The sequence below is a fragment of the Crateriforma conspicua genome (genome assembly GCF_007752935.1).
GTDB lineage: Bacteria > Planctomycetota > Planctomycetia > Pirellulales > Pirellulaceae > Crateriforma > Crateriforma conspicua.
In genome coordinates this window covers 4,567,477-4,590,523 of record NZ_CP036319.1, presented here as the reverse complement: position 1 = coordinate 4,590,523, position 23,047 = coordinate 4,567,477, and the positions used below count along the sequence as shown (strand labels likewise).

Annotated in this window: 14 protein-coding genes; 7 read left to right on the top strand and 7 right to left on the bottom strand. The window is 58.2% G+C overall.

Translation table 11 applies throughout. The annotated features are described in order from the left end of the window. Window positions 1-111: 111 nt before the first annotated feature. Window positions 112-3,048, top strand: a complete 2,937-nt coding sequence (locus Mal65_RS16755; protein WP_196784239.1) for a TolC family protein — start codon at window positions 112-114, stop codon at window positions 3,046-3,048. Here Mal65_RS16755 and Mal65_RS16750 read toward each other — a convergent pair. After that, window positions 3,026-3,622: a dual specificity protein phosphatase family protein gene (locus Mal65_RS16750; protein ID WP_145300038.1), complete on the bottom strand. Its 597-nt coding sequence runs from the start codon at window positions 3,620-3,622 to the stop codon at window positions 3,026-3,028. The two genes, Mal65_RS16755 and Mal65_RS16750, sit on opposite strands and share 23 nt — an antisense overlap. Before the next feature lie 121 nt (window positions 3,623-3,743). Beyond that, on the bottom strand, window positions 3,744-6,854 hold the full coding sequence (locus tag Mal65_RS16745; protein ID WP_145304993.1) for a VWA domain-containing protein: 3,111 nt from the start codon (window positions 6,852-6,854) through the stop codon (window positions 3,744-3,746). Window positions 6,855-7,571: 717 nt separating this feature from the next. Here Mal65_RS16745 and Mal65_RS16740 point away from each other — a divergent pair. Next, on the top strand, window positions 7,572-8,303 hold the full coding sequence (locus tag Mal65_RS16740; RefSeq protein ID WP_145300035.1) for a PEP-CTERM sorting domain-containing protein: 732 nt from the start codon (window positions 7,572-7,574) through the stop codon (window positions 8,301-8,303). Between the two features lie 668 nt (window positions 8,304-8,971). Here the strand turns inward: Mal65_RS16740 and Mal65_RS16735 are convergent. From Mal65_RS16735 to Mal65_RS16725, 3 genes are all read right to left on the bottom strand, one after another. Further along, window positions 8,972-10,000 carry a CPBP family intramembrane glutamic endopeptidase gene (locus tag Mal65_RS16735; protein WP_145300032.1) on the bottom strand — a complete coding sequence of 343 codons (1,029 nt, stop codon included), beginning with the start codon at window positions 9,998-10,000 and terminating at the stop codon, window positions 8,972-8,974. Between the two features lie 207 nt (window positions 10,001-10,207). After that, window positions 10,208-11,218 carry an N-acetyl-gamma-glutamyl-phosphate reductase gene (argC, locus tag Mal65_RS16730; protein WP_145300029.1) on the bottom strand — a complete coding sequence of 337 codons (1,011 nt, stop codon included), beginning with the start codon at window positions 11,216-11,218 and terminating at the stop codon, window positions 10,208-10,210. Window positions 11,219-11,263: 45 nt separating this feature from the next. Further along, window positions 11,264-12,544: a putative sugar nucleotidyl transferase gene (locus Mal65_RS16725; RefSeq protein WP_145300026.1), complete on the bottom strand. Its 1,281-nt coding sequence runs from the start codon at window positions 12,542-12,544 to the stop codon at window positions 11,264-11,266. Between the two features lie 207 nt (window positions 12,545-12,751). On the opposite strand from Mal65_RS16725, the gene Mal65_RS16720 reads away from it, so the two are divergent. From Mal65_RS16720 to Mal65_RS16700, 5 genes are all read left to right on the top strand, one after another. Continuing rightward, on the top strand, window positions 12,752-14,068 hold the full coding sequence (locus tag Mal65_RS16720) for a hypothetical protein (RefSeq protein WP_165701328.1): 1,317 nt from the start codon (window positions 12,752-12,754) through the stop codon (window positions 14,066-14,068). Window positions 14,069-14,247: 179 nt separating this feature from the next. Then, window positions 14,248-16,440: an efflux RND transporter periplasmic adaptor subunit gene (locus Mal65_RS16715; RefSeq protein ID WP_231131161.1), complete on the top strand. Its 2,193-nt coding sequence runs from the start codon at window positions 14,248-14,250 to the stop codon at window positions 16,438-16,440. Further along, window positions 16,437-17,567 carry an HlyD family secretion protein gene (locus Mal65_RS16710; protein ID WP_145300016.1) on the top strand — a complete coding sequence of 377 codons (1,131 nt, stop codon included), beginning with the start codon at window positions 16,437-16,439 and terminating at the stop codon, window positions 17,565-17,567. The genes Mal65_RS16715 and Mal65_RS16710 overlap by 4 nt, the downstream gene beginning before the upstream one ends. After that, on the top strand, window positions 17,564-19,621 hold the full coding sequence (locus Mal65_RS16705; protein ID WP_145300013.1) for a hypothetical protein: 2,058 nt from the start codon (window positions 17,564-17,566) through the stop codon (window positions 19,619-19,621). The genes Mal65_RS16710 and Mal65_RS16705 overlap by 4 nt, the downstream gene beginning before the upstream one ends. A gap of 33 nt (window positions 19,622-19,654) precedes the next feature. Then, window positions 19,655-20,299 (top strand): peptide chain release factor family protein, encoded by a 645-nt coding sequence (locus tag Mal65_RS16700; RefSeq protein ID WP_145300010.1) that lies wholly within the window; start codon window positions 19,655-19,657, stop codon window positions 20,297-20,299. Window positions 20,300-20,329: 30 nt separating this feature from the next. Here the strand turns inward: Mal65_RS16700 and Mal65_RS16695 are convergent, their stop codons facing one another. Together Mal65_RS16695 and Mal65_RS16690 are read right to left on the bottom strand one after the other, a co-directional pair. After that, window positions 20,330-21,589 carry a GTPase gene (locus Mal65_RS16695; protein WP_145300007.1) on the bottom strand — a complete coding sequence of 420 codons (1,260 nt, stop codon included), beginning with the start codon at window positions 21,587-21,589 and terminating at the stop codon, window positions 20,330-20,332. Window positions 21,590-21,710: 121 nt separating this feature from the next. After that, a complete protein-coding gene (locus tag Mal65_RS16690) occupies window positions 21,711-22,751 on the bottom strand; it encodes a WecB/TagA/CpsF family glycosyltransferase (RefSeq protein ID WP_165701327.1) in 1,041 nt (346 codons plus the stop codon). Between the last annotated feature and the right edge of the window lie 296 nt (window positions 22,752-23,047).

The following is a 23,047-nucleotide window of genomic DNA, read 5'->3' as shown; positions in this document are numbered from 1 at the left end:
CCGATCAAGCGGCCCACACGATCGGACCGAACAGAAGAAGCGAACGAGGCGGTCGTGCCGTCTGTGTCGGTCGACGACGTTCTATCACTCCTTCTGCCCCCGCCGATTGCCGTGAAAAAACCAAAACTGCGTTCCGGTCTGATATTGGGGCTGGCCCTGATCCAAACGATCGTTCCAACGGCCGGCTGCCACCGGCAGTTCTACCGCAAGCAAGCAGACCAAGAAGTCAGCGAGCTGATTCGCGAAAAGGCTTGCACGGTCGCCCGACCCCCGGAAACCCGTTTGGGCATTTTGCCGGATCGTCGCAGCCGGATGTTCAATCCGTTTGATCCGGATTTTCAGCCGGCACCTTTGGATGACCCGGCGTCCAACAAGTACATGCAGTGCGTGGACGGCCGACGCGGATATCCGATGTGGGATGCGGCGGGCCAAACGAACATCACCGAAAGTCCCGACTGGTGGCAATTCCTGCCCCTGGACGAAAACGGCGTGCTGGTGCTGAATGCCGACACGGCGGTCCAGTTGGCTCTGCTGCATTCGCCCGACTATCAACAGCAGCTGGAACAACTGTACCTGTCCGCGCTGGACGTCAGCAGCGAACGATTCCGCTTTGATACCCAGTTTTTCGGCGGGGCACGGACATTCCTGACCGCCGACGGCCGGCGTCGTAACGGTGGCAGCGACAGCAGCACTCGTCTGGAAGTTGGTCCCTACAGCACCGGACGACGAAACCTGGCGTTACAACGGTCCTTCGCGACCGGCGGCGAATTGGTCGCCGGCGTGGCCAACAGCATCGTCTGGGAACTGAGCGGCCCGAACGCACAAAGCGCATCGACGGTTCTGGATTTTTCGCTGATTCAACCGTTGCTGCGAAACGCCGGCCGCGACCGTGTGCTGGAACGACTGACGTTGTCGGAACGTCGTCTGCTATCCAACGTGCGGGCGTTCGAGCGGTATCGTCGCAGCTTTTATCTGAACATCACCGTCGGGCGATCGACCGAAAGCAATGTTCAACGTAGTGGTGGGGTCTTCGGCGTCGGACTCAGCGGCTTCACCGGTCTGGGTGGCGGATTTGCCGGTCTGACCGGGGGCGGTGGTGGTGCTGCCGGTTTCGGTGGCGTGCCCCAAGCCGGTGGTCTGCTGGGCTTGTTGCAGGACCAATTGCAGATCCAAAACTTGGAAGAAAACATCGCCCGGCTCAGCGAAAACCTGCTGGTGCTGGAAAACACCTTGGTCGAACTGTTGACCACGATTCCCGACGACGCTGAAGCGATCGTGCGTCAACGGTTGCAAGTCGCACAGGCCCGTTCGGCCCTGCTGAGCTCGCAAAGCCAGCTTGTTCAACAGAAGGTCGGATACCAAACGTCGCTGGATCGGTTCCTGGTCCAACTTGGTTTGCCGCCATACATCTGTGTGCGAATCGACGATCCGATCTTGAAGCGATTCGAACTGATCGATCGCGAGCTGCGTGGACGACGCGAACAATTGGTCGACGTGCGGACCAATGTCGGGGCGTTGAACGTGTCTTTGTTGGAAACCGCCAAGCCGGTGATCAACGAGGAAACCGGGCTGCCCGAATCGACGATCGAATGGACGCCCAAGGTTGCCGACTTCCTGCGTGATTTGAAACAACAGATCGACCCGCTGGCCGATTTCCGAGAAACCTTGCTGGAAGACGACTTGCCACGGGTCAAAGAGGACTTGGCACAGTTCATCGAGACGTTGCCCGATCGACGCAGCCAGAACGAATCGCTGTACGACCTGTATGAACAGGAAAAGGCACAGATTTGCACGCTGCTGAACATCAAAGAAATCGACGAGTCGATCTTTGAAATCGAAGAACTGGATGAACTGTCCGACGAACTGGCTGATCGTTTCACGGCGTTGCAAGAACGCTTGGAATCGTACGGCGAACGGATCCAAGCTCTGGATGAAAGCATCGAAGACTTGCTGGCCAATCAAGGTGCCGGCGACGAATCCGATTTGGCCGTCCGATTGCGTGACGAAATCATTTTGGAATCCCAAGACTTGTTGGCCGAACTGGGCGACGACGTCTTGGCGGTCCAGCTGATCCAGGCTCGTGCCCGCGTCGAAAGTGTGCTGTTGCCCGAGATCGAAATTGATCCGGCCGAAGCGTTCCAGATCGCTCGCGTCAATCGCCGCGACTGGGCCAATGCTCGTGCATCGCTGGTCGATTCGTGGCGTCTGATCGAATTCAACGCGGATGACTTGGAAAGCAGCCTGGACGTGGTCTTCAGCGGTGATGTCCAAAACGTCGGCAACAATCCGTTCGCACTGCGTGGCGACACCGGACGATTGCGAGTCGGGTTGCAGTGGGATGCACCCATCACTCGACTGCAAGAACGCAACACGTATCGTCAGTCGTTGATTGAGTTTGATCGAGCCAAACGAAGCTACTATCAATACGAAGACGGCATTTGGAGTCTGATGCGTAGCACCGTTCGCCAGTTGCAACAGAACCGATTGAATTTCGAACTCGGTCGACAAGCCGTGCGAATTGCTGCGGCACAGATCGAATTGAACGAAGACATCCGACTGTTGCGTGACGCCCGAGGATTGAACAGCGGACCCACCGCCGCCCAGGATACGATTCGAGCGTTGGATGCTCTGCTGGCATCGCAAAACCAGTTGCTAAACATCTACGTCAACTACGAAGTCGTCCGTCGCGGCTTGTACTTTGACCTTGGTGTGATGGACCTGACGCCGGACGGATTGTGGATGGATCCGGGCGAACTGGATGCGGAATACTTGTTGACCCTGCCGGGAACCAAGAACCCCAACCTGTGCGGCTGCTGTGAAGACGAATGCTGTATTCCGATCCGACGTCAACCGTTGGGACCGAACTACGGCTATGCCTATGGTGCGATGCTGGAATCCGGTGTGGTTCCCAACGAAGTGATCATCAGCGACGTCCCGGTCGGCGAACCGGTGCCGGTGCAAAACGATTACACCGGGGGTGTCCCCATGGATCAACCGATCCAACGGATGCCGCAACCGATTTCGGTCAGCGGTGAGGCTCCCCTGTAACGGCGGTCGACGCCGCCGGTGAATGGTCCGAAGCGTCGTCACCCAGCGATTGAACGAACTGGGTGACGACCGGCCGGCGATACAGATGGGGATTGACGTGCGGCCGTGCTTTTAGCAGAGCTTGCTGGGCCTGTTCGGCAGTCATGCCGCGGTACTGAATCAGCCAGCACATCACCACGGTCGCACTGCGTGCACGCCCCGCTTTGCAGTGCACATAGACCGTCTTGTTTTCGCTGACATAGGACTGAATGAAATCCACCGCGATGCGTACGTCTTCCAGGCGTGGGTGGGTAAAGTCGGTCGTCGGGATGTGCAGTTGATCAATGCCGAACTGGTCGTATTCAACGATCGGGCCGGCGTATTCTTCGCACGTGTTGACCACCGCACGGACTCCGGCCTCGTTCAAATTGCTGACATCGCGAGGAAATGGACGAGCACCGACGATGACGTTGGTGTCGACAAAGTCCCACCATCGACGCGTCTTCAGCACGCGGCCCAGCAAGTAGTTCCAGGCAAGCGTGGGATAAAAGACGGCGGTCGCATAGAAGCGACGCCACCACGGGACGGAGGACATGGCGATCGTTTTGCGTCGTCAGAGAAAGGCGGTTTGAAACAAAGCGGGCGGCAAAAAAAGCCAGTGGATGCTTGGGGTCCGCTCGCGAAAACGTCAATGCTGGTGCGGTCTGCAGATCGGTTTAATCGCGATTCTTGCGAGCACGCCGTTTGGCTTCCAGCAGACGTTCGGTATAGCTGACCGGGGCGTCCGAGGTCGACCCGTCGCTTTGGCGGCTACCGTCTTTGGCCGATTCTTTGGGCGGCTTTCCGGAGCTCGCGGGCGAATCAAACGAAGACTCCGGTGCACCGGTTTGACCCGTCAAATCGGTCGGCACGGATTGCGGATCAAACCGAACGCTGCGTCGTCGAGCATCAATGGATTGCGAAACCGCGTCTTTGCTTTGACGCAGTTCGTCCAAGCGGCGTGTCGTGGGCGTGTCGGACGCTTTGGCTTTGCCGAAACGTTTGCGGACCCATCGTCCCAACCATGCGAAGCTGATCGCGATCCGGCGGACGGCCACGTCGAACAGGAACAGCACACATGCGGCCAACAGAAACCACGGCCAAGCGTCCTTGATACTGCGCGCCGGTGGCAATCCCCCGCGGAACGTGTCGATTTGGACCAATTCATCGGCGGCCCGTTGATCGATCGCCGGCAATACCATTCCCGGTTCGCCGCCGTTGACCTTGGTTTCCGCCAATGCGTTGATCAAAGCTAGGTTCGTTCGGCGGACTCGATATTCTTCGCTGAACGGAACGCTGACGCCCGTCGTTAACGGCGCAGTGCCTTCGTCAGGGATCACGTTGACGAAATAGCTGCCGGCTTGATCCACCGGAAAGCGACCGACGTATCGCCCCGGTGCGACTTGTCGCATGCTTAATGCGATGGGTTTCAATTCGGGATCCAACGCCGTCGCGTTCATCTCCAGGAAGTTCAAAAACTCATCGTCCTTGTCCAACGCATTGACGATGACTTCGACTTCGCCGTCGCGGACTTGCGTTGCCAAAGTGAACTTTCCGGTATCGCCGGTCGGTCGCATCAGCCAGCGGACCAACTGGCTGTGGAATTTTTCGTAGTCGTTCCACGGCGTCCACGATGACGCCCAGCGTGCACCCGCGTCGGTGGTCAGAACCGCTGTCCGGCCCAGCCCATACGTCCATGCCGCCAGGATGGTCGCGTTTTCCGGCGAATCGGGTTTGGGGGACTGGATCAGCACTTGGGCCAGCGGGCTGTTCTTGGTTTGGGTCAGTACGAATCCGCCGATCCGTGGCATGACACGATCCACACCGTCCAGCATCGGGTGCGGAAAGATGACTTCCGGGACGGTGCCGCCGGACGGTTCGAAGACCAAGGGCCGCGCAACACGACGAGCTTCCCGCTGGAAGATTTCTGGCAACGCCCGGCCGTCTTTGACTTGGTGATATTTTCCGCCGGTGGCCTGGGCGATCCGCCGCAGTCGTTGACTTTCGGTCAGCCCGTGTGAGGCGACCGCAACGGTGCTGATCGTAATGTTGTTGTTCTTGAATGCGGCGATTGTTCCAGGCGTCGGATCACTCGGGTCGCCATCACTGATAATGACACAGTGTTTCATCGACGCCGGAGTCCGAGTCAACGCGGCAGCCGCCATCCGCATCGCGGGATCGAATTGTGGCATGTCCCCGGGGGTCATGCGTCCAACCGCGGCCATCATCGCTTGACGGTTCGGACCGACTGGCAGCAATCCCTGGCGACCGCCCCACAGCCAAGCGTCGCCGCCCATGGTCCAGTGCAACAACCCCGCATAGTCGGCCGGTCCCAACTGCTTGACCGCCGCACGCGCGATGACCTTTTGCCAGTGGTTGCCTTCGGCCATTTCGCTGGCGTGCATGATCAGCGCCAACGCACCGACCGCTTGGATCTTGGTATTGCGAATTTTAAAGTCGACCGGCATTGCCTTTTCAAGCTCGGTTCCCGTCCAGCCACCGGCACCCAACGATTCGGGACCGCCGATCATCAGCAGGCCGGCCCCCAGTTGTTGTGTGTTCCGAACCAACATCTGGATTTGTTCGTCGGTGAACGACACCAGCCCACTGCCTTCGCCGCCACCAACACGGGGAACGCCTGCCAGAATTACGGCGTCAAACGTTTGCAATTCCGCCAGTGATCCGAACAGCTGATCGGTGGATTGCTTGGTGACTTCGATGTCCGCGTCGCGTAGCGTTTGAACATAAAGGTCAAAATCGCCTTGTCGCGACCGGTCTTCAATTAGCAGCACGCGTCCTTTGCCACGCACATAGGTAAACCCGGTCGCTCGATTGTTTTTGCGAAGCCCGTCTTGGTCATCGTTTTGCGGGATGAACTCTGCTTCGTAGGTGTACGGCGCCGGCTGATCAATCGTGTGTTGCAGTGGAAAGACATTTTTGCCCGGATCCAGTTCGATCTCTTGTTCCAGCAACAGTGATTCTTCACCGGACACCGATTGTTTGACTCGCAACAAACCCTTGACTGGACCAGCCACATCGTCGTCGGAAGCATCGTCGCCGGCGTTTTGCGTTGCCGAACCGCCGTCATCGCTATAGTTGGTCACGACGATGCGTGCTTCGAACGGTTGCCCGGTGCGAATCTCGGTCGGCAAGTCGACCTTTTCCACCAAGACTTCGTTCGCGAAATCCAGTTCGACTGGCACCACATCGATACCGATGCCGGCGTCGCCCAGTCTTGATGCCATCTGCGTCGCGCGGCCCAGGTTTTCGTTCCCATCGGTGACGATCACGATGCGGCGAGCGGTGTCTTCGGGCATCGATGCTTGCGCAAGGTTCAATGCCGATTCAATGTCCGTCGCATCGGTTCGGTCCAGATTGGATTCCAGACGCCGGACCGCAATGTCTTCATCGAACGGAGGCATTTCGATGATCGCGTCGCGGCCAAAAACGATGATGCCGACCCGGTCTTCACGCGTGTGATTCCGGTGGGTCGCGACGCTGCGGGTCACGTAGTCCAGCATGACCTGCCGTTTGGCCAGCGGGATGCTCTCGGATTGATCCAGCACATACATCACGGTGACGCGGTCGCTGACCCAAACCAACTGGACACCCGCGATGGCCAGAACCACGCCGACCCAAACGATCGTGCGAAACAGCAACGCGAAACGGCGTCGCCAAGGCCCCAAGACTTGCAGGGGGCCCGAGCCGATCCACCACAGCACGGGCAACGCCGCCAACAACCAAAGGTAACCGGGGTGGTCAAATCCCAAACGCAGACTTGGTAACAAAGCCAGCAACGGAACGGCAAACGGCGTTTCTATCGTTCTTCTCCGGTGGTCGCGATTTTGCCCCAGACGACGTCGGCCGCATCAATGCGACCTCGCATCGTGCTTCGGGGGGTGATTCAGCTACTTCGGGCAGACCTATTTCTTCAGGCAAACCCTATGGTACGCCTGATCGCAGCCACATGCATTACACCAGGGCCCCTTACGTGGATGTCGGTTTGGGGGCCGGAAGAGTGGTTTTGTGCGAGAGTAGAAAGCAAATTTTCCAAAGGCACCAGATTTTCCGGCAGTCAAAAAGATCTTGCTAGCCATGTGAATGGCAGAGGCAACACATTGGCGATCGGCAGTTCCGTTTTGGTGGTGCCATTCTTCCAAACAGGGGGGGCTGCCTTATGTCGATGGCCAAGTCGGAGGCGTTGATTCTTGCCTTGTGGTTGAACAGTGCGTTCGAGGCTTCCCCTGAGTGCTTCAGCATTTCAAATTGACCGCCTCCCAGTCAACTGTGTCCTTACTCAATAGATTTGGTTTCAGGCCAAGAGGTGTCGTTTGCAATCAAGGGTTTTTCCATCCAACGATCTTGCTTTGGTGATGATGATGGCGACGGTTCTAGCGATAATTTGGGGAAACTGGGGTGTGTCCTTTGGTAAGCCAGGGGCTTTTTCGTTATTTTGAGGCCACGGGGCGACTAACTGACGCAAATGCAAACCTCGAAAAAACAACATGAGATCTTTCAACTTCTTCAGCCTTGGCATTGCTCTGCTTTCGGCCGCAACCAGCCTTCCTGTTTACGCCGACATCATTGTTTCATACGCGGCATTTCCCTATAGCGATACTGACAGCGGTGTCCGCGATAGTGTCGCTGGCGATACCACTCTTACCGGAGTCACAGGGATCGACATGACTCGTGGCGGGGGGCTTCAGTACACACCAACGAACAACGCTTTCAATTCTGACAATTGGGCCATTAATTTGGATGGTGCCCCGACGGTGCTAAATCCCAACGGTTACGTGGAGATCGGCTTTTCGCTCGATCCGGGATATTCTGCGACCCTAGATGAATTGATTATTGGAACCAGGTCGTCTACAAGCGGTCCAAGTCAGATTGGGGTTTTCGCGTCGACTGACGGATTTACAACGGCCATCGCCACCATCGATGAGGACAGCAACTTTAGCAACAGCATCATCAGCCTGGCATCCATCGGTACCGTCACCGGAGACTTTCGTCTGCGATTCCTTAACGTTGGAGGAGTCACACCGGCTAGTCCATCGATACCAGGAGAAGAAGACATGGACGAGGATAGTACATGGAGAATCATCAGCCACTTCGACTCTGGAACCTTCACCGATCCACAGATTACCGGAGTCGTCGCGGTTCCTGAACCCGCCAGCTTAGCCGCTTTGACCTTTTGTGGCTTGGCTGGAATGGTTCGTCGCAGGCGACGGGTTTCCTAGGTCGAAGCACTGCACCATTTCATACGGCCATCGCCCGCACCCCGTATCTAAATGGAATGGTATCTCCCGATCGACGACGGATGGCAGCGATCGGACCGTTCGTGGTGTCGCTGTTGCGAAGGCAGGCCGTTTGCGTCTGAACGAAGGTCAGGCTAACCCCAGCAGTGGCGTCCGATGAAGAAACAGTGCGGACGGGCAGAGAATCCGGCGGATTGGGGCTCGTGTGAGCCGTGTCTCACCGTGTGCTGAGATTCGGGCCGCTAGCTTAACGCGGCAAGAATAAAGGCTTCCGGTCGACCAATGGAATCACATCCCCACAACGTGATTCGGCTGCTTGCCCCAGCAGACGACTGATCGACCGGAAGCCGATGAGAGATCGCCAAGTCGTCGACTGGTTTGCCCCACGTCCACGCTGGTCCACTCACCAGAACGTTAACTCACAGACGCAAGGTTGCTCGTTGCCGCCGGGCGGGTGCGACGTTTGAATCGCAATTTGCCGCTGCATGGGCTGCGTTCTTTGTTACCAGCTGCAGACGCCACACAATCGCGCCAATCGGAAACGCTGCCGACGCAACCGCCCGTTTCATCGATATGGTTTTGCCCGAACGATCGTGCCCGTTCCGGCGATCCTTTGTCGACGGCTTGATTGGCAGTTCCCGAATTGCGAACTAAATCAGCTCGTGATCCGGACGCTGGCTGAACAGTAGCGACGCCAAGACGGACCCGGCCAATCCCAACATGCCTGCCGAAAAGATCGCAAAGGCGAACATCACCGATGGCAGCGCCAGCGTGTCGGGCATTTCTTCCGGTGCCAGCACCGTGATTACAACGCTCAGCGTGTTGTTGGCGAAATGCCCCAGCATCGCCGGATAGATCGACCCGCTTTGGTAGGCCACCCAACCCAAAAACAAGCCGATGGGAAACACGGTGACGACGTGCACCGGATCCATGTGAAAGGCGGCAAACACCAGCGATGCAATGATCAGGCCCAGCAGAGCGCCGATCGCCCGGCCGACGGGAAAAGTGATGCGTCCGCCAAACCAGCGTCCCAGTGAATCTGTCAAACGCGTTTGCACATAGCCACGAAACAGCAGTTCTTCGCAAATCGCCGGCGTTGCACCGATCATCAACGCCAGCGGAATCAGGAAACCGTCGGTACCGTGCTGGCGAAAGATTCGCGTCAGTTCTTTCAGATGATCGCTTTCTTCGAAAAATAGCCCGCCGACCAATCCAGATGTCATGCCCACCAACGGGGTCGCCAGCATCGCCGATACCCAAGCCCAATAGGGCCAATTGCCACGCCGCAGTCCCAGTCGGTTTGCAAAGCCGACCGGGGATAACCACGCCGCGATGATGCAGGGAGCGATCAGCGCGAATTGTGGAAGGACGACCACGATGGGAAATCCCAGCCGAGATTCCGTGATGCTGATGGCGGTGTCGGGATCTCGTAATTGATCCAGCGACAACTGGCCGGTAACCACAAAGATCGCCAACAGAAATGCCGCCGCGCTGGCGACCATGTAGGTGCCAAGTGACGCGGCGATCACCAAAAACACGGGCCAGATTCGTCTGGGACGCGCGACGATCGCCGATGATTCACTTTCCGTGGGATCGACCATGTCGGTGCCGGAAACCTTGTCCGACGGCGACGGCGGGGCGAAGGGTGTTGGTGAAGATGGCGACTGGTGACTGTCCATGCAGAAATGCCGTCATGTAGACAAGAAATCCGAACGACCACGAGATTGCGGACCGATCATGGTGATCCGGCGGTTGCAGCTAAACGCCCTTGGTTGCAGCTAAGTGTAGGCATCCGGCGAACCGGCGTCACAATTCCTCGTGACGCCCAGCGACCGAAAAAAAGCCGGCATGATGCCTGTTGGAATCAGGTGGCTACAGCAAGATGGCTATAGCAAACCGTCCGTTTCGTTCAGCCCGAACATCACGTTCATGTTTTGGATCGCCGCACCGCTGGCACCTTTGGTCAAGTTGTCGATGGCGCAAACGGCAATCCAGCGGTCGCCGGCTTGCCGCAACGTCATTTGGACATGGTTTGTTCCGCTGACATGCTTGGTGGCCGGCAAATGGTCGACCACGTGAACGAACGGTGACGAATCGTATTGTTGTTTCCAGGCCTGCATGCCGTCGTCGATGGATCCGCCGGTGGGACGCAAGTAGATCGTCGACAAAATGCCACGGTCCATCGGTGTCAGGTGCGGCGTGAACGTGACGTCGATGTCTTTTCCGCTGATTCGATGGACCAGATCTTTGATTTCAGGTTGATGTCGGTGGGAACCCACCGCGTACGCGGCAATCGATTCGTTGGTTTCGCAATACAGCGTCGCAAGTTTGGGCGACCGACCGGCGCCACTGACCCCTGATTTGCTATCGACGATCACATCCGAAGGATCCACCAGGCCTGCCTTGATCAGCGGTACCAAAGGCAAAATAGCCGACGTCGGATAGCAACCAGGGTTTGCGACCACATCGGCGGACCGAATGTCATCGGCAAAGAACTCAGGCATGCCATACGCCGTCACGCCGATCCGCTCGGGCCACGGGTGCTGCACGTCGTACCATTTTTGATAAACCTCGACGCTGGAAAGCCGAAAGTCGGCGCTGAAGTCGACGACTCGCAATCCCACATCGATCAATTGGCGAACCGTTTCGGCACTTGCACCGTGCGGCAGACAGCACATCACGACATCACAGGAGGCCTTCATCCTTTCCGGGTCGAACCTTTCGATCATCACGTCGTTGCGACCGGCGGACGATGAGTGCACCACGTGAATCGGCTTGCCCGCATCGCCACGGCTGGTTGCGGCGGTCAAATTCGCGCTGGGGTGACGGTCCAGCAAGCGGATCAATTCCGCCGCGGTGTATCCGGTCACGCCGACGATTCCGACACGTACGTTCATGAATTTGCTTTCGGTCAAATTGTTGCTGCGGCAAAGCCAAGGAGATCAAAACCCGATCTGTTCGGACTCTCGTTCATTTTCGGTGCGTTCATACATATCAATGATCAACTGTTTGTCACAGTCGCGTTGCTGGACTTTTCTTCGTGCGAACATCCGTTGTTGGGTGCTGATCATCACGTCCGCCGGCAGGAGCGACGTTTGCCCGAACAGTCGAGCGTAGTTCACATAGCTGGGCACGTTCGCGGTGATGAAGCCGTACATCATGCTGCACACGCCGATGACTTTGCCGGTGAAGATGCCGGTGTTGATCGCCGTTTTGGAATAGTCACCCATGACACATCCCAGGAACTGCATTCCGGTGGCGACTTTGGTATCGCCATATTCGATGTTGATTTTTCCGTATGTGTTTTTCAGGTCGCTGTTGCAGGTGCCGGCGCCCAGGTTGATCCAGCTGCCCAAGTAACTGTGTCCCAGGAAACCATGATGCTGTTTGTTGGTATAAGGTTCGATGATCGATGCTTCGACCTCGCCGCCAATTTTGACCGTGTGTCCCAGAGACACGCCGTCCTTGATGGCGGAATGTTCCAGCATCCGAGTGTTGGCACCCACATACACTGGGCCTTCCAAAAAACAGAACGGGCCGATCTGGACTCCTTCTTCTAGCACGATGGGACCGTCGTTGACATGGATCGATTCATAGTCGCCGATCTTCACGCCCGGACGTACGAAGACACCGTCTTGACGTTGTTCATAGTCGCCCTTGTCAATGCGGAATTGCATCGCCGATTGCATTTCCGCCATGTGGGTTTCGATCACATCGTGCGGCCAGTAGAACGCGGCGATGGCGTCGGTCACCGTGGTCTCGGTGATTGCGGGTAACTGTCCAGCCGTCTGCAGAAGCGCGTCGACCAATGGCGTCGTCGGAGCCCGCTTTTCGATCGCCTGTAATTCCTTCGGTCCGATTACCGCCGCCAACACCGCTTGATCACGTTCGTCCACGATCACGCCGTCGGATTGCCGTTTGGCCAATTTCCGCAGTGCGTCCAGCGCCGCAACGGTGGGAGCCAATCGTGCGTTGACCAGCATCACACTTTGACCGCCCTGGCCCACTTGGGATGGTGCTTCGATTTGGTGATCCAATTGCTGCAACGTCAACAAGTAATCACGCACCATCGCCTGAACACTTTGGGCATGCCCCTCGTCGACCAATCGTTTCAGCCAATCGATCAACCGGTGGCTGGCACACGTGATCGCGTAGGCGGGCCGAGCGTGAGTGATCGGGGCCAAGCGGTCCACGTGTCGGTCTTCGAAACAGATGATTTGCATGAATCAGTCGTGCGGAAGAAAAGGTCGCTGATAGTGGGATTATCGGGGCTGCGCAGTTTAAACCATGGACCATTTTCGTCGATCGGTCGCGTTGGTCGGTTTGCCGGTACGGGGGGCCACGGCCGTAATTAGTCTGCGACCGATGGTTTTGGCCGTTTTGTCGCCGTGCGGGCGAGACGAAAGGGTCGGTTTTTTGGCTGACACACCGTGTGGGGCGACCGCGTGCGTTTGGATTGGCGAGTTCTTTCGTTCTTTGCAATTCTGGCGTCGGCCAATTCGATGCCGTTGTTCGCCGATGCCGGTTCGCATCAGCGGATGGAGTTGAATCGCGCCGAATCGATTCCCAGTGATCCAAGATTGATCGCGCTGGCATCGGATTCGTACCTGAGTCGAAATCGGGCGTCGACGGATCTGTTGGACGTTTTGCGGCAATTGCCGGATGGATCGTCGCAACAGATGCAACTACTGCGTCAGGTCCGCCGTGCCACCACCAGTCGCGATCTGCAATTGCGATTTTCTGCCGCTCGAGTTTTGATGCGGTACCAAGATCGACAATGGCAAGAACGCGTCGACGCATTGGATCAGCCGCCGCACGCTTCGGCCGTGCCGATTCGTATTCCCGGATGGTCGGTCTATGTGCGACTGGTGGGTGACACGTGGCAGACTCGCGATCGATTCGCCGAAATGGTCCGCCGTTGTCATTCGCTGTTTCAAGCATTCGACGATCGCGGTGTCTGTGCTCCGGCACAGATGGATGATCCTTGGTCAAGCTTGTACCGTGAGTTCTCGTTCACGACGAATGACGGGCGTGTGGATCCCATTCATCAACGATGCCGAACGCTCAGTGTGCTGGTTTTGGATTTGTATCTGCAAAACCAAAATCTCGTGAGCCAAAGCCAGACGCCGGGATCAATAACGGCGGTTCAACCCACCGCGGCACGACGCATCGCGACGTCGGCGATGATTGATTGCCTTTCGCGCTGTGCGACATCGACTTGGCATCATGGTGTCGATGTCGCCAAGGATTCGGACACGATCTTTGACACCGTTGCCGACCATTGGTTGCGAAGCCTGCCGACCTCGGAAGTCGACGATCGGCATTTGCGTGCCATGGCAGCTTACTGTGATCCATCGTGGACGCGACAGATCGCACATCGCCGGCTGAAAGATCCGATCGCATCGCCGATCACTCGCGCGGCGGCGGTCGCGATCCTTGCGGAGGCTTCGGATCAGGAACAGTCGTCTTGGGCTTCGGTCAGGCGTATCGCGGCTTCCGATCATCGTCCCGTTCACCAGGGCTATCAATGTGCGGGCGTATCGAAGCCTTGCCAGACGCTGGTCAGCGATGTGGCCTTGGCGTTTGAGATCAGACGCCAAGGCGAAGATCCGCGTGACCACGGCTTTCAGTTTTGTCGTGCGGATCCGACCTGGGGATTGGACGTCCAGTCGTTGGGGTTTTCATCACCGGCCGATCGCCATCAGGCCAGACAGCGATCGGAATGGAGGTTGAAGCCGGGGCGTTGACCAGCGGTCCGCGGGAAAGCCATTACGGAACGAGGCATTCGGCGGCGGGGCGGGCATGCCGACGCTGGTCGCCGGGCGGATTGCCGTTGCTGATGAAGGCCGGGTTTTGCTAGTCCCCGATGCTTGGCATCTCAGAATGTCATCGGTACGTCCGCATCCCTGGACATCGACGCGATCGCGTGAAACACGCCGCACCCCAGCAGCCATTTGTCTATCGTGCCGCCGCCGCAACAGCGACGGCACCGCCGGATGCTGCGCGTCGATCGGGCCGGACGGTTGAATCCGGGGAAGGCTTGGTCCGCGATGCCCAACGCGAAATCTCCGATATCGTTCGCGAGGTGGCCGCGGCGGCGACCGCCCAGATGCCGGAATCAAGGTATTGGGCATTTCTTGCCGATCGCATTCTGCGGGCGATGGCGGCCGAGGGAGTCACCGTTTGGCGAAAAGCATCGGCGACGGAGTTTGATATCTGTCACCGGTTGGGCAATGTTGATTTCCAAGACTGGACCAATGCGGCCCGGCAATCGCATCAATGCATGTTGCACGAAATTGCGACCGGTGCCGGTCCCGCGGTGGTGCCGTCCACGCCCGGTGCGGCTGACCCCGAACAGCCCGCCAATCCGTCGCCGCACCCCGTCGCCGTGGTCGCGATCGACACCGATATGGGTGAATCTTCAGGCTCCGACGCCACCTACTTGATTGAAGTCCATCTGGAATCCGGTGGGGGCACCGTCACGCAACGAGGCTATCTGCGGTTTGTCGCCCAGATGGCCGACTTGGCGGGTGAATTCATGCGTCGCCAATTGATCCGGCGACTTCGCGACGATGCCTCGCTATCGCATTGGATCGACCAACAATTCGATCGATGGAGCCGATTGTCGGACCCACGCAGCGTCATCGAATCATTGGCCGATTTGGTCGCCGAAGGTTTTCATCTCGATCGTGTTGCCGTGGTACGACGCGAACGGCCACGCGAAGTGATTGCCGTCAGCCACGTTGACCAAGTTGATCGACACAGCGAAGCGGTCCGCTGGATTTTGCAACAATCGCTTCAAACACCGGTCGACGATAACGGATGCTATTTCAATCCCGATCGTGACGTCGGTGATGGTGACGACCAAGATGCAAGCTTGGTGTTGGATTGTCTGGTTCGCGTGGGAACGTCCAGTGATCTGGCCTTGATCGGGCTGAGAAATGTCAACCATGCCGGGTGTGCCGAAGACCATCGTGACCATCTGATCCGGCTTTGCCGAATGGCGGGCATCGCCGTCGACATCAAGTCATCGGCAACGAATCGTTCGGTACTGGGGCGTTGGCTTGCGCCCTCCGGTGCAATGCATGGTTCGTGGTATCAGCGTTACCGACGCCAGTGGATGACCGGGCTGGGAGCATTGGCCGCAATCATCGTGGGGGCGATGCCTGTCCCGAATATCGTGACGTCACCGGCGGTGTTGCGACCCCAACAGTGGCAAAGCGTTTGTTCGCCCCGCAACGCGGTGGTGGACGCCATCTATGTGCGTCACAACGATCGTGTCGAAGTCGGCGATCCATTGCTGACGCTGAAAGATGAAACGTTGGAACAGCAGATCAAACAACTGCGTTCGGAACGTTTGCGGCTGGAGGCCGAATTGGCCGTGGAAACGGAGAATCTGATTCATCCCGCCGGCGATCGGTCTGCGGCACGGTCGCAAGCCAATTCGCGTCGTCGTGTCACCGAGTTGCGAATCGATGGGATCGACGCCCAACTAGAGCATCTGCGCAGCGTCGAAGCTTCACTTCACGTGACCGCAAAACAATCCGGAATCGTCGATGCTTGGCGGTTGCGGCAACGTTTGATCGATCGACCGGTGCGATTCGGCGAACCGTTGTTGAAAGTGGTGCAGTTGGGCACCGCTTGGAATGCCGAAGCGGAAGTCGATCAGCGTCGCATGGGCGATCTGATGCTCTCGGGCGACTCGGGTGATTTGTCAGTGGCCGTTTCCCCCGTCGCCCAGCCCGATGTCCGCTGGGATGCCGCCGTGAAATCGATCGGACCCGCCATCGAATCAGAATCCGGTTCGGCGACCCTGGTGCAGTTGGCTTTGCCCGACCACCTATCGATATCGGAGGATTCCAGCGAGGTGGCTTCGCGGGGTTCCTTTGATTCGCGGAAGCCCGTCGCGTCGCCCGCACGCATAAATACGGCCGGGAATGCGATGGCAAGCGAGGATTTCGTTGCCACGATTCCTCACGAGGGGATGCCGGTGCGAGTTCGTTTCCACTGTGGGACGTCACCGCTGGCATACGTCTTGTTCCGTGACGCCATTGATTCGGTGCGATCGTTCTGGGGGCTTCACTTTGGCACACTCAAGAAGACGGAGGCATCGACATGATTCGCCTCGCTATGAACGTTCGTCCCGCCTCGTTGCCGATCACTTCGGTTTGCTTTTGGATGCTGTTTGCTTCGGTCGTTGTCGGCGGCCAAGGGGAAGGTGACCGCGTCAATCGCATTGATGTCCAGGCCAGCCAGTGCGTTGTCCGCTACGGCACCGAAATCGATCTACCGGCCTTGTCCGACGGCGCGGTGACTCAATGGGCAGTCGGACGCAATCAGGTCGTGGTCGAGAACCAAGTCATCGTCACGCTGACCAATGATCGATTGACCCGTCAGCGGCAGACTGCGATCGAGCGATTACGTTTGGCTCGGACGCAAGCCGAAGACACGACGACGTTGGATCATGCGGAAGCCGCGATGGCGGCTGCGAAAGAGGAATTGCGACGCTATCGAAATCGTTTCGGCGAACCGGATTCCCTTGCCAATCCGGCGTTTCGAGCGTTGACCCAAGTCGTGTCTCAGGCCCAGCGACAGTACGACCAGGCCTTGGCCGAACACAACGCGGCAGAGCAACTGTGGAGAATCCGAGAGAGTGAACTGGCGGAGATCGACACGGACTGTCTGGCCTTGCAGTTAAGATCGCCAATCGACGGGATCTTGGTCGATGTCTATCGAGACGGCGGCGAATGGGCCGAACGCGGCCAACCGATTGCCAAGATTGTCAGTCTGGAACACCTGACCGTCGACGCGCTGATCTCCCAGCAGGTCGTCGGACGTTCGCATTGCCAGGGATGTCCCGTGTCGATTCGGTGGGACGTCGCGGATGAGGGCGGGAATCGACAGACGCGGCGATTGGACGGTGTCGTTGAATCGGTGGATCCGCAGTGGCTGCCTGGTGGGTACCGCCGCATCCATGTCGACGTCGCCAATCAATTGATCGGTATCGGTCACGATGGCATTGCCGATTGGATGCTGTATCCGGGACAAGACATTCGCATGACGGTGGCGGTCATGTCACCAACGCTCCATCCTTCCACGCCGGATCCCCTTGGGACGGTCTCAAGTGCGTCGATCCCCTTGACGGGTCAACCTGCGGTTCGTCGCGGCACGATGCCATCGCGAGCCAGTTTGCAGGCAGAGATTCGCCTGAGCCGACATCGGCGAAGCTCGGAGATTTTGCGATGAGTTCGTCTCCGTGCTCGGTCGGCGATTCGGTGACGTCACCGCGGTTGCGGACCGACTTGCAGGTGTTGCATGAGGGCACCGAGTCTCGGTTCCGAACCGTCTATTGCGACATCAGCAAGACGTTTGCACAAACCACACGGCGATTATGGGAACGGCTTCAATCGGGGAACGCTGATCCGGAACACTGGGAACAAGCAGCGCGAGTTGGCTGGACGCGACAACGTTTGGGGGCGGCCCGGCGATTGCCTTCGCCCTTGGCGGTCGAAGTCCCCTTGTTTGCCGCCGCGTCGATTGCCGCCAAGCTTTCGGGCTGGACGAGTTGGCTGTTTGCAAGAATCGCAGTGAAGTTTTGGATCGGGTTGTCCGTCGTCGCTTGTGTTTTGTTGTTATTGCAGTTCCAGGTATTTGCATCGGAACTGGCCGCTTTGCCCAAGCGTTTGGGGCAGTTGCCGGTTGCGGTACCGTTCCTGTTGTTGTGCTTCACCAAAATCTGTCATGAACTGGGGCACGCGATTGCCTGTCATCGCGTGGGGGCGACACCGGGAAAGATTGGGATCTTTTTCTTTTGCGGAATGCCGTGTCCCTATTGTGATGTGACGGATGTTTGGCGTCAGGCGTCTCGATGGCGTCGCGCAGCCGTGATGCTGGCGGGAATCTACGTCGAATGGATCATCGCGACATTGTCGGTCATCGTCTGGTCGGTATCCGACGATCCTTCCATGCGATTGGTTTGTGTGAATCTGATCGTCTTGTGTGGCATCAGCACGTTGATGTTCAACGGCAATCCGTTGATGCGTTTCGACGGATACCACGTGTTGGCCGATTGGGTGCACAGTGTGAACCTTCGCCATGAAGCGGCTCAATGCAGTCGCCAGTGGATCGTGACGCGGTTGGTCGGACGACGCTCGGCGGCGATGCCGGGGACCGCCCGCCGCAGGTTTGGGATGCTGGTCTACCATGTCGCTTCCACGGCGTATCGATTGACGGTTCTCGTCAGCATCGCAGGCTTTGTCGCTTGGTTGTTCGATGCGGCGGGTGCCGGTGGGTTGGGGACGCTCGTCATCACGCTGGCATTGATCGTTTGGATGACGCGGATGGCAACACGGTGGTGGGCCGTGGCGTCTGGTCAATCGGTTTGGGGGCAAGTCGAAACGCCACGACGATTGATCTTCGCGGTCTCGATTCTGGGATTGCTGTTGATTGTTTTGCTGGTGCCGCTGCCTCGGTATCGATACGCCACCGGATATCTGGATTCCGGATCCGCAACCGCGGTCTATCTTCCAGATTCCAGCGTGCTGAAAAGCGTTTCGGTTGGCTTTGGTGATGTGGTCGATGGAAACACGGTGCTGGCCGAAGTCGATTCGAGTGAGCAGCGTTTGGAATGGATTCGTGCGTCATCCGAAGTCGCGGTTGCCCAACAGCAGTTGTCCGGTGCCAGGAATTTGGCAGGCAATCACCAGCGTCAGCAAGAGCATTGGATTCGTGCTCAATCGTTGGTCAAATCCGCCATTGCGAAAAGGCAATCCGCAGAAGGATCATTGTCGAGTACTCAAGTGGTCGCGCCGCACGCAGGGCTGGTTTTGCCACCGCTGGCGCGTTGGGACCGCACCCAGTCCTGGTCGGCCGATCGGACGCGTGTGTCAGCGATCGGGTTATCCCAAGGTGTGGGACAGCGAGTTGCACCGGAGTCGGGCTGGTGCCGTGTCGCTCGCGACGGATCGATGGTTGCGGTCTTGCAGATTGACGCCGAGGATCGAGACGAGATCTTTCGCGGTGTCGATGTCAGTTTGGCCGTTGCGACGCGTCCTGGCCAAGTCTGGCATTCCTTTGTCGAATCCGTGTCGGTCAGTGATGAAGTCGCCGAGTCGTCGCCCTGGCAGCAGGCCAGCTATCAGGTCAGCTGTCCGCTCTTGAATGCTGAATCGTCCGAAGCAGAACCGCTGCATGTGTTGGCCGACATGGGCGGTGAATGTCACGCGGTTTTTCACCTGAAATCACGTAGCTTGCTCGGGCATCTCAAAGAGGCTTGGTTACGATGGATTCATTCGTCTTAGTCCTTTCCCCGTCCGTGCACCAAGATCAAACGCATGTCGCGTGACGATACTGACGATTCCAACACCCCGGATGCCCGGCATGGCAAACGTGACGGTGATGACCACAGCGCGAAACGACCCGAAGCCGACGAACGATTTCCGGCCACCATCGTGCCGCATCCGCATCCCGCCACGATCGATGAAGATGATTTGTTGCGGCAGTGTGAAAGAAGGGCACAGCGTCGCAGCGGTCCGGGCGGTCAGCATCGAAATAAGACCAGCACGGGCATTTTCTGGACTCATGTTCCGACCGGGCATATTGGTGAAGCCACGGAACGGCGAAGCCAAGTCGACAATCAACGAGAGGCGTTTCAACGTTTACGGATGAAATTGGCGATTGCGGTCCGTACTGATCCACGGTCGGTCGACGATCCGCGGATTCAGGACCCGGTCGCGCGACGCTGGCGCGATCAGTACGCGGGGACGCCGCTTCGAATCGCTTCATCCAACGCGAATCTGGCGTCGGTGCTGGCGGTCTTGTTGGATGATCTTTGGGACGCGGGCGGGCAACCCAGCCTTGTGGCGGATGATTGGAACGTGTCGACCAGTGCGATCGTCCGTCTGTTGCGTGGCCAACCTGCAGCATTACAGTGGGTCAATCAGGTTCGCCAGCACCACGGTCGAAAACCGCTGCGTTGATCGAACGCGGGCAGCGCCGCCAACATTGGCTCAGCCCATCAGCAACGCGTTCAGCGTTTCGCGAAACTGTTGCGGGCGTTGATCGGGACGCAGGCGGGCCAGCCATTGGGCTTGTCGCGGATTGATCGCCAGGGGCTGATCGATCGAAGGAAACTGGTGAACCAATTTGCCGACGATCTGTTGGCAAAGTGCGTCCAAACCCTGACCGGTGGTTGCGGAAACCCACAGCACTGAGTCTTTACGGTCCAACGTCATCGGAGTATTTCGGGCGTCGTTGTTCAGGTCGATCTTGTTGACTAGCCGAATGATCGACGGTCCGTCCGCCGACGCTGACTTGGGCGGCAGGAATGCGTCGACATTCCACGCGTCCCCGGAGTCAGAATCAGCGGTGGCCGCTTTCCAATTCGGAAGGTCGGTGACTTCGATTAGCAAATCGGCTTTGGCCAGCACCTTTTGTGCGTGCTCGATGCCCGACATTTCGATCCGATCATCCGAGCTGATGACGTTCGATTCACTTTCGACCAATTGACGAAGCCCGGCCGTGTCGGCCAGCCGAATCGGCAATCCGTCCAGCGTGGTCGATGTCCAAAGGACGTCGCGAGTGGTGCCAGGTTGATCGTAGGTGATGCTTCGTTGGTAGCCGACAATCGCATTGACCAAACTGCTTTTGCCCACATTGGCTGGTCCGCAGAGAACCACTCGAAAAGGATCGCACAATCGAGTCGACCATTTGGCATGATGCAGAATCTGGTTGGCTTGTTGCGCCAGGGACGCGACCGCCGCCTGAGAATCCGATTCCAGTTGATCCAACGCATCGGTGGTCCATCGGGCCAGTCCCGCACGAACTTGGGTAGCCGCGTATCCTGCGGTCCGTTTCGTTGTGCAGTGGATCAGGCAATCGGTGGCTTCACTGATCAGCAGGTTCGCACCCGTTTCGGGTGACACCTGGGACGTATCGCAATGGACTCCCGATCCGGACAGGTCGTCCATGATTCGACCCACTGCCGCGATCCCACCGTGACAATGGACTTCGAACTGGTCGTCAGAAACCGGGGTGACCACGACGTCTTCGCCGCTGTCACTGCGGCCACCGTGCCATTGGCCGAATCGAATTTGACCGGTTCGCCAATCCGTATTGGAAGCAGCCTTGAAATAGGTTCCGATGGCCGACAGAGCGTTGGGACCAAGGACTTGGACCACCGCGACCGCCGAACGTCCCTGACCGGTCAGGCGTCGGGCGACGGTGAACTCGGCCGGTGATGGCTTGGGGTCGGACAATTCCGGTATCACGTCAAGGGGCTTCGGAGATCAGCCACCACAAATGTGGCCGTCGGATGCGTCGATCGAATGCTTGATCGATCCGAAACTACTGTTGCGATTGAATGCCGTTTTGGCAACCGACAGCGACCCGTCACCGTGCGGAAGATTGACGCGATGATGTCGGTGGGTTGCGACGTCGGTCTTCGCCAGGCGACACCGGTTGATCGCTTTCCCACATACCCCAACGCGAAACCATACGGCACCATTCGCGACACAGACGTTCAGCGACGAACAGGCTGTCGGCGGCCAAGCCGGGGATTCGACGCACGCATTCATAGACGATGCGAACGGATCGTTGTGCGCCGACCTTCACGTTGTTCTGCCAACGATCTGAAACCAGCCAAGGCCCACCGGATAGAACGTAAGCCAGCGGATCGATGGGCAGACATACCGGAACGTTCAAGGCATCTTGGTGTGCGGCAATCCAGTGCAACGCGTCCGGACGCGGCAGCGCCACCAACAGAACGTCGGGGCTGTGCTGCTGAAGTTGCTGTTCAACGGATCGTCCGTTCGATTCACGGTTTGGCCGGGTGCCAGACCTACGCAGAAGTGACCCCAGACGATTCGACGACGCGGAGGTTTCCAAGCGGATGCGATCCACTTTCGCACCGGTTTCGCGAAGTTTCCGAATCATGTTCTCAGTGGATTCAACGTCGCGTCCCAGCACCGAGATCCGCCAACCGCAGTCGGTCGAATGACGGGCGATCGCGTCCGCAAGCTTGGTGTCGCAGACTCTTTCGGGCATCGGTGTGCCGGCCAAGCGACTGCGCCAATTGCCGATGCGGCTGCTGATGACGCAGAACGCAGCACGATCCAGTGCTTTCGCCGTTTGGGGGTCCTCGTGCCGGCGTCGCAAGTCGGCCAGTTTGACCGGGATCACGGTCTGTCCCGCTCGTTGATGGACCATCACCGCGATTCGATGCAGCGTTTCACCGATCGTCAACTTGGCGATCGAGGTGCCGGACATCCGGATCGTTTCCAAGTCGGGTTGCTGAAGTGCCGGACCGCACGCACCGATGTTCTGCGAAATTGCGGCGCGACCGGGTGCCGATTCCGTCACGTCGGTGGCGGGCGGAAGGATGGTGACATCGGGCACGGACTGTGAACCGGGCAGAATCGTCGGTGCAGACATCGGGCGAAGCTTCAGGTCGGGATGAAACGTCAGAGTGGTCAACCAAACCTTAGGACGCTTCCGCCGTGCGGCTTCTGTGATGAACACTTGTGTTGTCAGGGGATGCCGCCTTGGTGTGACGATTGCCCCGTTGATAGCGATCATGACGGCAGCGTATCCTCCCGGTCGCGCCGGCGTGTGACCCTTTTGTCATTGCGATGCCAAAGCCATCATGGCGGGACGCCGCTAGCATGACTTCGCTTCATTTTGGCTTCGTTGGCACCGGATCGCCGGGCGGCCTTCTCATGAAACCTTCG

Bases quoted from the DNA above. Each gene is read 5' to 3' on its own strand.
- Mal65_RS16740 (WP_145300035.1), top strand. From the start codon at position 7,572: ATGAGATCTTTCAACTTCTTCAGCCTTGGCATTGCTCTGCTTTCGGCC.
- Mal65_RS16690 (WP_165701327.1), bottom strand. From the start codon at position 22,751: ATGTCTGCACCGACGATTCTGCCCGGTTCACAGTCCGTGCCCGATGTC.
- Mal65_RS16705 (WP_145300013.1), top strand. From the start codon at position 17,564: ATGAGTTCGTCTCCGTGCTCGGTCGGCGATTCGGTGACGTCACCGCGG.
- Mal65_RS16710 (WP_145300016.1), top strand. From the start codon at position 16,437: ATGATTCGCCTCGCTATGAACGTTCGTCCCGCCTCGTTGCCGATCACT.
- argC (WP_145300029.1), bottom strand. From the start codon at position 11,218: ATGAACGTACGTGTCGGAATCGTCGGCGTGACCGGATACACCGCGGCG.
- Mal65_RS16725 (WP_145300026.1), bottom strand. From the start codon at position 12,544: ATGCAAATCATCTGTTTCGAAGACCGACACGTGGACCGCTTGGCCCCG.
- Mal65_RS16700 (WP_145300010.1), top strand. From the start codon at position 19,655: ATGTCGCGTGACGATACTGACGATTCCAACACCCCGGATGCCCGGCAT.
- Mal65_RS16735 (WP_145300032.1), bottom strand. From the start codon at position 10,000: ATGGACAGTCACCAGTCGCCATCTTCACCAACACCCTTCGCCCCGCCG.
- Mal65_RS16750 (WP_145300038.1), bottom strand. From the start codon at position 3,622: ATGTCCTCCGTCCCGTGGTGGCGTCGCTTCTATGCGACCGCCGTCTTT.